The organism is Streptomyces sp. NPDC055400 (assembly GCF_053644375.1).
Map to the genome: position 1 here is coordinate 329,525 of NZ_JBSHLM010000006.1, position 13,373 is coordinate 342,897.

A 13,373-nucleotide genomic window follows, 5' to 3' on the forward strand; every position below is an offset into this window, starting at 1 on the left:
TCAGCTCGCCCGAGCCGCTTGCGCCAGCGTGCGGCACAGCGTGCGCTTGGCCAGCTCGATCTTGAAGTCGTTGTGCCCCTGCCCCACGGCGTCGCGCATCGCGGCCTCGGCGGCGGCGCGATAGGTGGCCATCGTGGCCGGACGGCCGGTCAGCTCGGCCTCCGCCTCGATGGACCGCCAGGGCTCGTGCGCCACACCGCCGAAAGCCACCCGCGCCTCGCTGATCGCTCCCTGACCGGTCGAGACGACAGCTGCCACGGAGACCAGCGCGAACTCGTACGACGCCCGGTCGCGCACCTTGCGGTAGATCTGCCGGCCCGGCGGGGGCGGGGGAAGAAGCGCGCTCGTGATCATCTCGTCAGGGCGCAGCACGGTCTCGATGTGCGGCGTACGGCCCGGCAGCCGGTAGAAGTCCGCGAGGGCGACGCGGCGTACCGACCCGTCGGCGCCGAGCAGCTCGATCTCCGCCTCCAGCACGGTCATCGCGACGGCCATGTCCGAGGGGTGGGTGGCGATGCAGGAGTCGCTGGCACCGAGGACGGCGTGAATCCGGTTGAACCCGCCGATCGCCGAGCAACCGGAACCGGGATCCCGTTTGTTGCAGCCGGCGGCTGTGTCGTAGAAGTAGGGGCAGCGAGTGCGCTGCAGCAGATTTCCCCCGGTGGACGCCTTGTTGCGCAGCTGGCCCGAGGCTCCGGCCACCAGTGCCTGAGACAGCACCGGGTAGCGGGTACGCACTCGGGAGTCGGCGGCCACATCGGAATTGGCCGCCTGGGCCCCGATACGCAGTCCGCCGTCCGGGAGCTCCTCGATGTCCCGCAGCGGAAGCCGACTGATGTCGACCAGATGGCTGGGCTTCTCGATGTCGAGCTTCATCAGGTCGAGCAGATTGGTGCCGCCGCTGATGAACTTCGCGCCGGCTCTGGACACGGCCGCGACGGCGGCCTGTGCGTCCGTCGCCCGCTCGTACGTGAAGGATCTCATTCCGGGTCTCCCACAGCGACGCCACGGATGGCCGCGACGATGTTCGGATAGGCGGCGCACCGGCAGATGTTGCCGCTCATCCGCTCGCGGATCTCGTCATCGGTCCACGCGATCCGCGTCGAGGTCACGTCGGCGGTGGCGTGGCTGGGCCAGCCCGCCTCCACCTCGGCGATCATGCCGACGGCCGAACAGATCTGGCCGGGAGTGCAGTAGCCGCACTGGAAGCCGTCACGCTCGACGAAGGCACGTTGCATGGGGTGCAGGCCATCGGGATCGCCCAGGCCCTCGATCGTCACGATCTCGTCGTCCTCATGCATCACGGCCAGCGTCAGACAGGAGTTGACGCGCCGGCCGTTGATCAGCACCGTGCAGGCGCCGCACTGCCCGTGATCACATCCCTTCTTGGTCCCGCTCAGGCGCAGGTGCTCGCGCAGCGCGTCGAGCAGCGAGGTCCGTGGATCCACCTCAAGCCGTCGCACCTGATCGTTGACGTTCAACTCGATCGCCGAGAGCTGGGCCGTCTCGCCCTGGCTCCTCCCTGCGGCGCCCGTATCCGAATCACTCACCACAGCCCGCCTTCCTCACTGGGTGCGGGTGTCACCCTGGACATGCGTCGCCACTGTGGGGCGAACTCCTCCTCAAGATCTCGCAGAAACCCATGCACCGCGCGTCGGAAGGCGCTCGACCGCGCTCGCCTCACTCGACCGGGCGCTCCGCGCGGCAGCCCTGCGCGCATCCCGCGCCTCGGGGAAATCCTGAGGAAGCCCCTGTGACACGCGCCACCGGCGACGTAGCGTCCGTAACGCCTGTAGATCGGGAACGAAGGCCAGTAGATCGTGAACGAAGGCCTGTAGATCGTGTTCGGCCAGTTGGAAGGGGCCTTGTCCATGGAGCCGCAGTCAGCCGACCCCGTCGTCGACCTGCTCACCTCGCCCGGTGCCCCCTTCGCCGTCGTGCGGAGCGAGAGCGGCGGGCTCGAGTACGCCGACGGGCCGCGGACCCTGCGTGAGTTCGTCGAGACGACCTGGGCGTTCGGGGACGCGCCCTTTCTGATCGCCGCGAGTGGGCGGCTCAGCTACGGGGAGTTCTTCGCCGAGGCCTGCGCGCTCGCCCGTCGGTTCGTCGACGTGTACGGGCTGCGGCCCGGTGACCGTGCCGTGGTCGCCATGCGCAACCACCCCGAGTGGCAGATCGCCTTCTGGGCCGCCCAGTTGGCGGGCCTCGTCGCCGTTCCGCTCAATGCCTGGTGGACCGCCGGCGAGTTCACGTACGCCCTCGACGACTGTGAGCCGGGCGTGCTCCTCGTCGACGGCGAGCGGCTGGAGCGCGTCGCGCCGTGGCTGGCCCGGAAGGGCGGGCAGCGGCCTTGGACCCTTGTTTTCCACCATGACGGCGATCTTCCCGGGGACCTCCCCGGCGACCGCTTCGAGCGGTACGAGGACCTGCCCGCCGCCGATCCCTCGCTCGGGCCGCCCGACGTCGACATCCGGCCCGACGACGACGCCACCATCATCTACACCTCCGGGACCACCGGGCGGCCCAAGGGTGCCGTCGCCACGCACCGCGCGCATGTCGGGGCGATCGCCAACCCCCGTTATTTCGCGGCCGTTTCGGCCTTGCGGCGCGGGCAGATTCCCGGGCAGGGGCCCACGCCCGTCGCGCTGCTCACCTTCCCCTTCTTCCATGTCGCCGCGTTCACCGGCTTCTACGCGGCGATGGCGGCCGGCGGCACCCTCGTCCTGCTGCGCAAGTGGGACGCGGCCGAGGCGCTCCAGGCGATCGGTGAGCACGGGATCACCAACTACGGCGGTGTGCCGGCGACCGCGCTGCAACTGCTCGACGCCGCCGAGGCCGCGGGTGACGACATGCCGACGCTCGCCATGTTCAACACCGGAGGCGCCGCCGCTCCGCCCGACCTCGTGGCCCGGCTCACCGCCCGGTTCGGGGAGCGCGTGGAGCCCCGTAACGGATACGGGCTGACCGAGACGCTCGGCGGCGTCACCGCCAACTTCGGCGCGGAGTACCGGGCCCACCCGGAGAGCGTGGGCCGGCCCGCGCCCGCCGTGGAGGTGCGGATCGCCGGGCCCGGCGGCGAGGCTGTCGCCGACGGTGAGGTGGGGGAGCTGTGGCTGCGCGGGCAGTCGGTGATCCGCGGTTACTGGCGCGACGAGGCGGCGACGGCCGCGGCGTTCGCGCCGGGCGGCTGGTTCAGGACCGGGGACCTGGCGACGCTGCGGGACGGGCGGGTCAGCGTGGTCGACCGGATCAAGGACATGGTGATCCGGGGCGGCGAGAACGTGTACTGCGTGGAGGTGGAGGCCGTCCTGCACGACCATCCGGACGTCGTCGACGCGGCGGTGCTCGGCGTGCCGCACCCGGTGCTCGGCGAGGAGGTCGCCGCGGTCGTGCAGGTGCGGCCCGGGTCGGAGCTGGACGCCGACGCGGTCAGGGCGCACGTCGCCAAGTCGCTCGCCGCGTTCAAGGTGCCGGCGCACGTGCTCCTGCGGGACGCCCCGCTCCCGCGCAACGCGACCGGCAAGCTCCTGAAGCGGGAGCTGCGCGGACCGGTGGGGGAGGCCGTCCACCCGGCGCCGGGTACTGCCCCGGACACTCCTTAGGCAACGTCACTTCCGCGTGACCTGCACCCGGTAGTGCCCCTTCGGATCCGCCCCCGCGACCTTGATCTTCACCCCTGTCCTGGCGTCCTTGAAGGTCTCGCCCGGGGTGAACGCGGCGTCGGAGAGTTCCGCGTGGACGTTCGGGCTGCGGGTGCAGCCGCCGCTGTCCTTGGTGGCGTCCTCGACGGTGATCGGGCCGAGGCCGGTGTCGACGTCGGCGTCGACCCGGTAGATGAGGACGCCGGGCCGGCACACCGCCTCGTCGTTGCCCTCGTGCGTACGGACCTCGATCGCGAACCCCGTCTTCGCGGAGAGCGGTACGAAGACGAGCTTCGGGCCGCCCTTGAGGCCGAGCGGGGACAGGGTGTGCTCGCTCGTGCCGTGCGCCGACGCGCAGCTGACCTGGTCGTCACCGAGCCAGCCCAGCTTCCACTTGTGCCAGCCGAGGAGGTCGTTGCCGGCGCCCCAGTCCTCGCTCATGATGTCCCAGTGGCCGACGGCGCCGCCGCCGTCCTGCGTGTAGAGGTCGGGCAGGCCGAAGGTGTGGCCGTTCTCGTGGGGCAGTACGCGGTAGCCGGTCTCGGCGTACGAGCCCGAGCCGTCGTCCTGGCGGCTGTACACGAACGACGCGTTGGCGACGTGGACGCCGTCGGCGACCGGCGCCTCGTGGTTGCCGGCGAACGTCACGGACAGCACGGTGTCCAGGGCGGAGGGGCCCGCGTTCGGGGTGACCAGGATGTTGACCAGGTCGTAGTCGCGGAAGTCCACGTCCGGGTCGGCCTTGGCCACGATGTCGTCGACCAGGTCGTGGTAGCCGGGGTCGAAGGGGGCGCCCCGTTCTATCCCGTACTCGGCGAACGTCTTCGGCATGCGCAGCCAGTGCTTGATCGGCGCCTCCGGGCGGTAGTCGAGTTTCCCGTACGAGGCGGTGCGGAACCAGTCCTTGGTCTGCGGGAAGAACTCGCCGAGGCGGTCGAGCGCGGTGCCCTGGCCGGGGGCGTCGGAGAAGTCGACCATGAGGTTCAGGGCGTGGACGGTGCCCGTGGAGCGGGCGTAACCCGGCTGTGTGGGCACGCCTTCCGACATCTGTACGCCCAGTGCGCCCTGGATCATGCAGGGGTTCAGCGCGGCCGGCCGGGACAGGGACGCGGAGCCCGGGCCGGACGGGGACGGGGACTGTCCTATGAGGCGGCCCGTACTCGCAGACGTGGTGACGGCGAGGGCCACGGCGGTGAGCCCCGCGAGCCCCGCGCTGCGCCGGGCCCTGCGTATGCGCTGCCGCAATGAGATCGCCTCACCCTCGGTCCCCGGCAGTCCCGGGAGCGGGCTGCGTCCTTCGATCACCCTGTGACGGGGTGTGCCGGGCCGCTCGCTGAGTGCGCCGATCGTGGGTTTTTCGGCAATGTGGCCCAGGTCACACGAATGGAGGGAAATAACCGGGGAGGCCTTCCCCGTTTAGCCCTGTGTCCGCAAGAAACGGGGACTTACTCCCCGGAACGAGCGGGCCACGGAGAATGACCGCAACGTCCGCCGGAAGGAGCCAGACCGTGAGTGCCGCAGCCACCACCACCGCACCCGCGACGGGGAAGCGCGTGCCCAAGCCGCGCGCCGACGCCCTGCGCAACCGGGAGCGGATCGTCGCTGCCGCTCGCGAGATGGTCGTCGAGTTCGGGGCCGAGGTGCCGATCGACGAGATCGCCCGCCGCGCGGGCGTCGGAAACGCCACGGTCTACCGGCACTTCGCCGACCGCGCCGACCTGCTCCGGCACGTCGTCCTCTCCGTCATGGACAGCGTCACCGAACACGCCGAACGGGCGCTCGCCGTCGCGGACGCCGACCCGGACGACTCCTTCGGAGCGCTGCGCACGTTCGTGCACGCGGCCGCGGACGAGCGGATCGGCGCCCTGTGCCCGATGCTCACCGCCGGCTTCGACAAGGACCATCCCGATCTGCTGGCCGCCCGCGACCGGCTCGAGGCCGGCACCGAGGGCCTCATGGAGCGGGCCCGCGCGGCCGGGCAGCTGCGCACCGACATCGCCGTCGGAGATCTGATGGTCGCCCTCTCCCAGCTCACCAGGCCCCTGCCCGGCATCGCCTGCCTGGACATCGACGGCTTCGTCCACCGCCATCTGCAGCTGTTCCTCGACGGCCTGATGGCACCGGCCCGCTCGGAGCTTCCGGGCGCGCCCGCGACCCTGGAGGACCTCCGGCAGGCCTGATCCACCCACGACCCGCCGCCGCCGGCTCGCCGGCGGAGCCCACAGACATCTTCAGCAGCTTCCGTAACACCCGATATTTCAGGCTTATTCGAGACTTGGAGTGCCGTCGTGGCTACCCCTTTGCCAAAAATGGATCTGCCCAAGGCAGACCCCATGCGCTGGAAGGCACTCGTCTTCATCGCGCTCGCCCAGCTGATGGTCGTGCTCGACGCGACCATCGTGAACATCGCCCTGCCGTGGGCCCAGCAGGACCTCGGCATCTCCGACGGAAACAAGCAGTGGGTCATCACGGCCTACGCGCTCGCCTTCGGCGGACTCCTCCTGTTCGGCGGCCGCATCGCCGACATGTGGGGCCGTAAGCGGACCTTCGTCACCGGCCTGCTCGGCTTCGCCTTCGCGTCCGCGCTCGGCGGCGCGGCCCAGGGCGAGGCCATGATGCTCGGCGCCCGCGCCCTCCAGGGTGTGTTCGGCGCGCTGCTCGCGCCCGCCGCGCTCTCCCTGCTCGCGGTGATGTTCACCGACGCCAAGGAGCGCGCCAAGGCGTTCGGCATCTACGGTGCGATCGCCGGCGGCGGTGGCGCCGTCGGCCTGATCCTCGGCGGCTTCCTCACCGAGTACCTGGACTGGCGCTGGACGTTCTTCGTCAACATCCCGTTCGCGATCATCGCGGCCGCGGGCGCCTACTTCGTCATCCGTGAGCCGGCCGGTTCCCGTAACCGCTCGTCGCTCGACATCCCGGGCGTCGTCCTGTCGACCCTCGGCCTGGTCTCCCTGGTCTACGGCTTCACGCGCGCCGAGTCCAACGGCTGGTCCGACGCCATGACGGTCGGCCTGTTCGTGGCCTCCGCCGTGCTGCTGCTCGGGTTCGTCTTCACCGAGTCCAAGGTCCGCTCGCCGCTGCTGCCGCTGCGCGTCCTGCTCGACCGCAACCGCGGCGGCGTCTACATGTCGCTCGGTCTCGCCGTCATCTCGATGTTCGGCCTGTTCCTCTTCCTGACGTACTACCTCCAGGTCGTCCGCGGCTACTCGCCGGTGACCACCGGCTTCGCCTTCCTGCCGATGATCGTCGGCATGATCACGGGCTCCACGCAGATCGGCGCCCGGCTGATGACGCGGGTCCCCCCGCGGCTGCTCATGGGCCCCGGCTTCCTGGTCGCGGCGCTCGGCATGCTGCTCCTGACGCAGCTGGAGATCGACTCCTCGTACCCGTTCCTGATCCTGCCGGCGCAGCTGCTGCTGGGCCTCGGCATGGGTACGGCGTTCATGCCCGCCATGTCCCTGGCCACGCACGGTGTCGAGCCGCGTGACGCCGGTGTCGCCTCCGCGATGGTCAACACCTCGCAGCAGGTCGGCGGCGCGATCGGCACGGCCCTGCTGAACACGATCGCCGCGTCGGCGACCACCGCCTACGTCGCCTCGCACGCGGCCGGAGCCACCAACGCCAAGCTCCTCCAGGCGCAGGCCATGGTGAACGGCTACACCCACGCCATCTGGTGGGCCGTCGGCATCCTGGCCGTCGCGGCCACGATCGCCCTCACCCTCATCAACACGGGTGTCCCGGGCAGCGCGGCCCCGAAGGCCTCCGGTTCCACGGAGGGCGCGCAGGACGAGGTGCAGATCCCGGTGATCGCGCACTGACCCGTACTGCCCCGAAGCAGATTCAGGGCACTACCGGAGCCAGGGGAGATCCGCCCCCGCCTCCTTCGGCTGAAGTCCCTCGGCGACGATCCTCATGATCTCGCCGAGGGACTTCTGCTGTTCCGGGGAGAGCCGGTCGAAGAGCGCCTGCCGCACGGCGGTGACATGACCGGGCGCCGTCCGCGCCAGGACCTCGTACCCCTCGTCCGTGAGGCAGGCCAGCTGGCCGCGCTTGTCGGACGGGCAGTCCTCGCGGCGCACCCAGCCGTTCTTCTCCAGGCGCGCGACGGCGTGCGAGAGGCGGGAGCGGGTGATCTTCGCGTTCATGGCCAGCTCGGTCATGCGCAGGCGGCGGCGCGGCGCCTCGGAGAGCTGGACGAGCAGCCCGTAGTACATGTGCGGCATGCCCGCGTCCCGCTGGAGCTGGCGGTCGAGGTGGTCCTCCAGCAGGGTGGTCGCATGGAGATACGCCTGCCAGGTGCGCTGCTCCTCGTCCGTGAGCCAGCGAGGGGCTTGGGTGGGTGCCGTCGTCATGGGGTCCACTGTACGTACCTCCTCCTTGAAGATTAAACAATCGGGTACTACTCTGTCAGTACAGCTTGAGAATTCAAGTAATTCGTTCCGGGGTCCCGTCCTCCAGGAGTGTCGCCATGCGTATGCCCGCTCTCTACCTCAGCCACGGCGCGCCGCCGCTCGCCGACGACGACCTGTGGACCGGTCAGCTCGCCGCGTGGTCGGCCGAACTGCCGCGCCCCAGGGCCGTCCTGATGGTCTCCGCGCACTGGGAGGAGGCCCCGCTCGCCCTCGGCGCCACCGAGACGGTGCCGCTCGTCTACGACTTCTGGGGCTTCCCCGAGCACTACTACCAGGTGCGGTACGAGGCCCCCGGGGCTCCCGAACTGGCCGATTCCGTACGGAAATTGCTGCACGGCCCCGGCACCCCGGTCCAGGACATCCCGGACCGTGGCCTCGACCACGGGGCGTACGTCCCGCTCGTCGAGATGTACCCCGGAGCCGACATCCCGGTCCTGCAGATCTCCATGCCGACGCTCGACCCGCAGAAGCTGATGGACATCGGGCGCAAGCTCGCGCCGCTGCGGGACGAGGGGGTCCTGATCGTCGGCTCGGGCTTCTTCACGCACAACCTCGCCGCGCTGCGGCAGGGCGGGATCCCGGCCTGGTCGGCCGAGTTCGACGACTGGGGCCACCGCGCCCTGGAGAGCGGCGACGTGGACGCCCTGCTCGACTTCACCCACAAGTCCCCGGCCGGGCAGCTCGCCCACCCGCGCACGGAGCACTTCGCTCCGCTGTTCGTGACGATGGGGGCGGCCGACGCCTTCGGCGGTCTTGACGGGCAGCGGAGCGTCATCGACGGGTTCTGGATGGGTCTGGCCAAGCGGTCGGTGCAGTTCGGCTAGGTGCAGTTCGGCCAGGTGCCGCCGGCTGGGTGCCGCTCGGTCAGATGCCGCTGTTGACCGGGCGCTCGTACCAGGCCACGTCCCAGTAGCGGCCGAACTTGCGGCCGACCTCGCGGTACGTGCCCACGTGGGTGAAGCCGAAGCGGGTGTGCAGGCGGTCCGAGGCCTCGTTCGGCTGGGTGATGCCCGCGTACGCGCGGTGGACGTCCTCGCCCGCGAGCGCCTCGAAGAGCGCCTTGTAGAGCAGGGTGCCGATGCCGCGGCCGCCCGCGTCGGGCGCGCAGTAGACGCTGACCTCCACCGAGGTGTCGTACGCCGCCTTCGCGCGGAAGGGGCTCGAGGTCGCGTAGCCGAGGATGCGGCCAAAATCGCGCTCCTGGGCAACCAGCAGCCGGTGCCGGCCGTCTTCAAGGTGGGAGAGCAGCCACGGACGGCGCTCCTGCGGGGTGAATGCGGCCGTGTCGAAGGTGATCGGCGTCTCGCGCACATAGTGGTTGTAGAGGTCGGTGAGCGCGTCGAGGTCTGCTTCGACGCCGGGCCTGACCAGCACTTCTGTGGACTCCCTCACCTCGTGGGCCTCTCTGTGTCCGGCCGATCGCGGCACAGGGTACTGCATGATCACGAAAATCGATGGGCGCCTTGGGAATTCTGTCCGGATTCCAGTCGTTGTTTCCATCGGATGCAGGGCACCCGGGAGGGTGTGCCGAGCACCACAGGACCACAGGACCTGTCCACCGCAGGCCCCCGCCCACCATCGCAAGGGAGCACGCATGGCAACCCGTGCCGTCGCCCGTCGTAAGCCCGCCGCCTCCGGCGAGACCGACGGCGCACGCAGTGTTCGCGCCGTAGGCGGCGAGATCGCCGACCGCGACCTGGTCGGCATGTACCTCGACGAGATCGCGCGTACGCCGCTGCTGGACGCCGCCAAGGAAGTCGAGCTTTCCCAGACCATCGAGGCGGGCGTGTACGCCCGGCAGATCCTCGACGGCGAGGCGGAGAGCGAAGCCGCGGGCAAGGCGACCCGCGAGGAGCTCGAAGCGCTCGTCGCCGCGAGTGAGCGGGCCAAGGACGTCTTCATCAAGTCCAATCTGCGCCTGGTCGTGGCCGTCGCGCGCCGCTACCCGAGGAGCGGTCTCCCGCTCCTCGACCTCATCCAGGAGGGGAACGCGGGCCTGGTGCGCGCGGTCGAGAAGTTCGACTACCGCAAGGGCTTCAAGTTCTCCACGTACGCGACGTGGTGGATCAGGCAGGCCATCACGCGCTCGATAGCCGACCAGTCGCGCACGATCCGGCTCCCCGTCCACCTGGTGGAGGAGCTGGGCCGCATCCGGCGCGTGCAGCGCGAGTTCAACCGGAAGAACGGGCGGGACCCCGAGCCCGAGGAGATCGCCGCCGAGCTCGAGTCCAAGCCCGAGCGCGTCGTCGACGTCCTGGACTGGGCCCGCGACCCGGTCTCGCTGAACATGCCGGTGGACGACGAGGGCGAGACCCAGTTCGGCGACCTTCTGGAGGACACGTCCGCCGTGTCGCCCGAGCAGTCCGTCCTCACGCTGCTGCGCAGCGAGGAGCTGGATGACCTCATCGGCCGGCTCGACCAGCGCACGGCGTCCATCATCAAGATGCGGTACGGGATCGACGACGGCCGTGAGCGCACGCTGACGGAGGTCGGCAAGGAGCACGGGCTGACGCGCGAGCGGATCCGGCAGATCGAGAAGCACGCGCTTCTCGAGCTGAAGAAGCTCGCTCGGGACACCGGGTTCGATGCCGCCGCGTGAGGTTCCGGGGGCGCTGCCCCCGGTCCCCGCGTCCCTTGTCCTCAAGCGCCGGACGGGCCGGATCTCACCGGCCCGTCCGTAGCGCGGGCGAGGCGGCTGCCCAACTCCCTGAGATAGTCCGCCAGTTGGTCCGGCCCGTGCACGGTGAACTCGCAGTCCACCAGCGCGAGCCGCAGCGCCAGCCACTCCACCGAGTCGGTCGCCGTCGCGCGCAGCCGGCACGTTCCGTCGGGCCGCGCCTCGGGCGCGCCGAGCGCGGAGGGCAGCCGCGCCACCACGAAGTCCGCCGGCGCTTCGAACGTCACATCGATGTCGTACGAGGGCCGGCCGCGCCCCGACATGGAGCGCCGCAGATACTCCGCCGCGTCCCCCGTCGGCAGCTCCCGCGGAGCGAACCGCGCACCCGTGGCGAACGGCTCCGCGACCCGGTCCACGCGGAAGGTGCGCCAGTCGTCCCGGTCTATGTCGTACGCCACCAGATACCAGCGCCGCCCCGTCGACACCATCCGGTACGGCTCCGTCAGACGGCGTGACTCGGTGCCGTCGCCCGAGCGGTAGCGGAACCGCAGCCGCTCCTGCCCCGCCGTCGCCGACGCGAGGACCGTGAGTGTCTCCGTCGCGATGGACGCCCCGTCCCCGCCCGTCAGCGGCATCGTGGCGGCCTGGAGCGTGGAGACCCGGTGCCGCAGGCGCGCGGGCAGCACCTGTTCCAGCTTGGCGAGCGCCCGTACGGACGCCTCCTCCACGCCCTCGACGGCGTGCCCCGCACCGGCCCGCAGGCCGACCGCGATCGCCACCGCCTCCTCGTCGTCCAGGACCAGCGGCGGCAGCGCCTTGCCCGCGACCAGGCGGTAACCGCCCTCCGCGCCCATCGACGCCTGCACGGGATAGCCGAGGTCACGCAGCCGGTCCACGTCCCGGCGCACCGTGCGCCGGGAGACGCTCAGGCGCGCGGCGAGCTCGCCACCGGGCCACTCGCGCGGGGTCTGGAGCAGAGAGAGCAGTTGAAGCAGCCGGGCCGGGGTGTCGGTGGTCATGGTGCGTCCCCTCTCGTTCGCGTCTCGTTACCGTGTCCGTCCCGCCCGCGGCGTCCTCGCTTCCGGCATTCGCCGCGCATTCGTTATCGGGAGATTCCAGGGTGCGCGCCATGTAGGACACACTGTGTCCTACATGCCTCCTAGTCTCCCCGTATGACTTCACCCGTGACCACCCCCGACAGGCGACGCTGGCTCGCCCTGGCCATCGTCATGACCGCCGCCTTCATGGACCTGGTCGACGTGACGATCGTGAATGTCGCGATCCCGTCGATCCAGCGGGACGCGGGCGCCACCTTCAGCCAGATCCAGTGGATCACCGCCGGGTACGCGCTCGCGTTCGCCGCGGGCCTGATCACCGGCGGACGGCTCGGCGACATCTACGGCCGCAAGCGGCTCTTCCTGATAGGGATCGCCGGCTTCACGCTCGCCTCGGCGCTCTGCGGCTTCGCCGCGAACCCCGAGATGCTGGTCACCTCGCGCATCCTCCAGGGCGGCATGGCCGCGATGATGGTGCCGCAGGTCCTGTCGATCGTGCACGCCACGTTCCCGGCGGAGGAGCGCGGCAAGGTCTTCGGTCTCTTCGGCATGATCGTCGGCCTGGGAGCGGTCTCGGGCCCGCTGCTCGGCGCGCTGCTCACCGAGTGGAACCTGTTCGGTCTCGAATGGCGCCCGATCTTCCTGATCAACCTGCCGGTCGGCATCGCCGGACTGCTCCTCGGCCGCAAGTTCATCAGCGAGTCCAAGGCGCCGCGCGCCCTCAAGCTCGACCTCGTCGGCGTCGTCCTGGTCACGCTCGGCCTGCTGATGCTGCTCTACCCGCTGACGCGCGGCCGCGAGCTGGGCTGGCCCGTGTGGGGTTACGTGGTGATGGCGGCCAGCGTCCTCGTCTTCGGCGCCCTCGTCGCGTACGAGAAGTACAAGGCGCGGCGTGACGGTTCGCCGCTGATCGAGCTGTCGCTGTTCAAGGTGAAGAGCTTCGCGGCCGGTATCGCCGTGCAGGTCGTCTTCGGTGTCGCACTCGGCGTGTTCTTCCTGGTGTGGACGATGTACATGCAGGTCGGCCTCGGGTGGACGGCGCTGCACGCGGGCCTGACCGGCGTGCCGTTCTCCGTCGCCGTGTCGACGGCGGCCGGAATCTCCGTACAGAAGCTCGTGCCGAAGTTCGGGCGCAAGGTGCTCCAGACCGGCGCGCTGGCGATGATGACCGGAGTGCTGCTCTACATCTGGGAGGCCGGGCGTTACGGCGCCGGGATCACGTCCTGGCAGATGGCGCTCCCGCTCGTCGTCATGGGCGTCGGCATGGGCCTCATCGTCGCCCCGCTGACCGACGCGGTGCTCTCCGACGTGCCGCGCGAGCACTCCGGTTCCGCGTCCGGGCTGATCAACACCACGCAGCAGATGGGTACGGCGCTCGGGCTCGGCCTGGTCGCCGTGGTGTTCTTCGGGACGATCGGCGACCACCTCGTGCCGGCCGAGGCCGGGCAGGCGTTCATCGACGCGTTCCGCAACTCGCTCTGGTACGTCGCCGGCGTGCTCGCCGTGATCTTCCTGCTGATGTTCGCGCTGCCGGGGCGGCCCGCGCAGCACGTCGAGGGCGGCGCGCAGGACGCGGACCCGGCGGCCGGACCGGTGGAGAAGGCGCCGGAACTGGTGTAGTTCCCACGGGACTTCGAGTGGGCGGGCC

At 70.4% G+C, this 13,373-nt stretch carries 12 protein-coding genes; 6 read left to right on the top strand and 6 right to left on the bottom strand.

The genetic code is table 11. The annotated features are described in order from the left end of the window. Both ACWIGU_RS18485 and ACWIGU_RS18490 read right to left on the bottom strand, forming a co-directional pair. Complete coding sequence (locus tag ACWIGU_RS18485; RefSeq protein ID WP_454402091.1) at positions 1-984, bottom strand: FAD binding domain-containing protein; 984 nt, start codon at positions 982-984, stop codon at positions 1-3. After that, complete coding sequence (locus ACWIGU_RS18490; protein ID WP_454402404.1) at positions 981-1,550, bottom strand: 2Fe-2S iron-sulfur cluster-binding protein; 570 nt, start codon at positions 1,548-1,550, stop codon at positions 981-983. The genes ACWIGU_RS18485 and ACWIGU_RS18490 overlap by 4 nt, the downstream gene beginning before the upstream one ends. A 321-nt stretch (positions 1,551-1,871) precedes the next feature. Here ACWIGU_RS18490 and ACWIGU_RS18495 point away from each other — a divergent pair, with 321 nt between their 5' ends. Next, on the top strand, positions 1,872-3,602 hold the full coding sequence (locus ACWIGU_RS18495) for a class I adenylate-forming enzyme family protein (protein WP_454402093.1): 1,731 nt from the start codon (positions 1,872-1,874) through the stop codon (positions 3,600-3,602). Between the two features lie 6 nt (positions 3,603-3,608). On the opposite strand, the gene ACWIGU_RS18500 is transcribed toward ACWIGU_RS18495, so the two are convergent. Continuing rightward, positions 3,609-4,886, bottom strand: coding sequence for a M6 family metalloprotease domain-containing protein (locus tag ACWIGU_RS18500; protein ID WP_454402095.1), 1,278 nt, complete (start codon positions 4,884-4,886; stop codon positions 3,609-3,611). A 230-nt stretch (positions 4,887-5,116) separates the two neighbouring features. Between ACWIGU_RS18500 and ACWIGU_RS18505 the strand changes: the two genes are divergently transcribed. Together ACWIGU_RS18505 and ACWIGU_RS18510 are read left to right on the top strand one after the other, a co-directional pair. Further along, positions 5,117-5,821, top strand: a complete 705-nt coding sequence (locus tag ACWIGU_RS18505; RefSeq protein ID WP_454402097.1) for a TetR/AcrR family transcriptional regulator — start codon at positions 5,117-5,119, stop codon at positions 5,819-5,821. A gap of 129 nt (positions 5,822-5,950) precedes the next feature. Then, positions 5,951-7,459 (top strand): MFS transporter, encoded by a 1,509-nt coding sequence (locus ACWIGU_RS18510; protein WP_454402099.1) that lies wholly within the window; start codon positions 5,951-5,953, stop codon positions 7,457-7,459. A gap of 30 nt (positions 7,460-7,489) precedes the next feature. On the opposite strand, the gene ACWIGU_RS18515 is transcribed toward ACWIGU_RS18510, so the two are convergent. Further along, the gene (locus ACWIGU_RS18515; RefSeq protein WP_454402101.1) at positions 7,490-7,993 is read right to left on the bottom strand and encodes a MarR family winged helix-turn-helix transcriptional regulator; all 504 of its coding nucleotides are present in this window, start codon (positions 7,991-7,993) and stop codon (positions 7,490-7,492) included. 116 nt (positions 7,994-8,109) lie between these two features. On the opposite strand from ACWIGU_RS18515, the gene ACWIGU_RS18520 reads away from it, so the two are divergent. Then, positions 8,110-8,877 (top strand): dioxygenase family protein, encoded by a 768-nt coding sequence (locus ACWIGU_RS18520; protein ID WP_356275589.1) that lies wholly within the window; start codon positions 8,110-8,112, stop codon positions 8,875-8,877. Between the two features lie 40 nt (positions 8,878-8,917). Here the strand turns inward: ACWIGU_RS18520 and ACWIGU_RS18525 are convergent, their stop codons facing one another. Further along, positions 8,918-9,493 (bottom strand): N-acetyltransferase family protein, encoded by a 576-nt coding sequence (locus ACWIGU_RS18525; RefSeq protein WP_454402103.1) that lies wholly within the window; start codon positions 9,491-9,493, stop codon positions 8,918-8,920. 154 nt (positions 9,494-9,647) lie between these two features. Here ACWIGU_RS18525 and ACWIGU_RS18530 point away from each other — a divergent pair, with 154 nt between their 5' ends. Then, on the top strand, positions 9,648-10,652 hold the full coding sequence (locus ACWIGU_RS18530) for a sigma-70 family RNA polymerase sigma factor (RefSeq protein WP_454402104.1): 1,005 nt from the start codon (positions 9,648-9,650) through the stop codon (positions 10,650-10,652). Between the two features lie 41 nt (positions 10,653-10,693). Here ACWIGU_RS18530 and ACWIGU_RS18535 read toward each other — a convergent pair whose 3' ends face one another. After that, positions 10,694-11,689, bottom strand: a complete 996-nt coding sequence (locus tag ACWIGU_RS18535) for a helix-turn-helix transcriptional regulator (protein WP_454402106.1) — start codon at positions 11,687-11,689, stop codon at positions 10,694-10,696. A 153-nt stretch (positions 11,690-11,842) separates the two neighbouring features. Here ACWIGU_RS18535 and ACWIGU_RS18540 point away from each other — a divergent pair, with 153 nt between their 5' ends. Further along, a complete protein-coding gene (locus tag ACWIGU_RS18540) occupies positions 11,843-13,345 on the top strand; it encodes an MFS transporter (protein ID WP_454402108.1) in 1,503 nt (500 codons plus the stop codon). Positions 13,346-13,373 lie beyond the last annotated feature (28 nt).

Bases quoted from the DNA above. Each gene is read 5' to 3' on its own strand.
- ACWIGU_RS18515 (WP_454402101.1), bottom strand. From the start codon at position 7,993: ATGACGACGGCACCCACCCAAGCCCCTCGCTGGCTCACGGACGAGGAG.
- ACWIGU_RS18535 (WP_454402106.1), bottom strand. From the start codon at position 11,689: ATGACCACCGACACCCCGGCCCGGCTGCTTCAACTGCTCTCTCTGCTC.
- ACWIGU_RS18540 (WP_454402108.1), top strand. From the start codon at position 11,843: ATGACTTCACCCGTGACCACCCCCGACAGGCGACGCTGGCTCGCCCTG.
- ACWIGU_RS18510 (WP_454402099.1), top strand. From the start codon at position 5,951: ATGGATCTGCCCAAGGCAGACCCCATGCGCTGGAAGGCACTCGTCTTC.
- ACWIGU_RS18485 (WP_454402091.1), bottom strand. From the start codon at position 984: ATGAGATCCTTCACGTACGAGCGGGCGACGGACGCACAGGCCGCCGTC.
- ACWIGU_RS18520 (WP_356275589.1), top strand. From the start codon at position 8,110: ATGCGTATGCCCGCTCTCTACCTCAGCCACGGCGCGCCGCCGCTCGCC.
- ACWIGU_RS18505 (WP_454402097.1), top strand. From the start codon at position 5,117: ATGACCGCAACGTCCGCCGGAAGGAGCCAGACCGTGAGTGCCGCAGCC.
- ACWIGU_RS18525 (WP_454402103.1), bottom strand. From the start codon at position 9,493: ATGCAGTACCCTGTGCCGCGATCGGCCGGACACAGAGAGGCCCACGAG.
- ACWIGU_RS18530 (WP_454402104.1), top strand. From the start codon at position 9,648: ATGGCAACCCGTGCCGTCGCCCGTCGTAAGCCCGCCGCCTCCGGCGAG.
- ACWIGU_RS18495 (WP_454402093.1), top strand. From the start codon at position 1,872: ATGGAGCCGCAGTCAGCCGACCCCGTCGTCGACCTGCTCACCTCGCCC.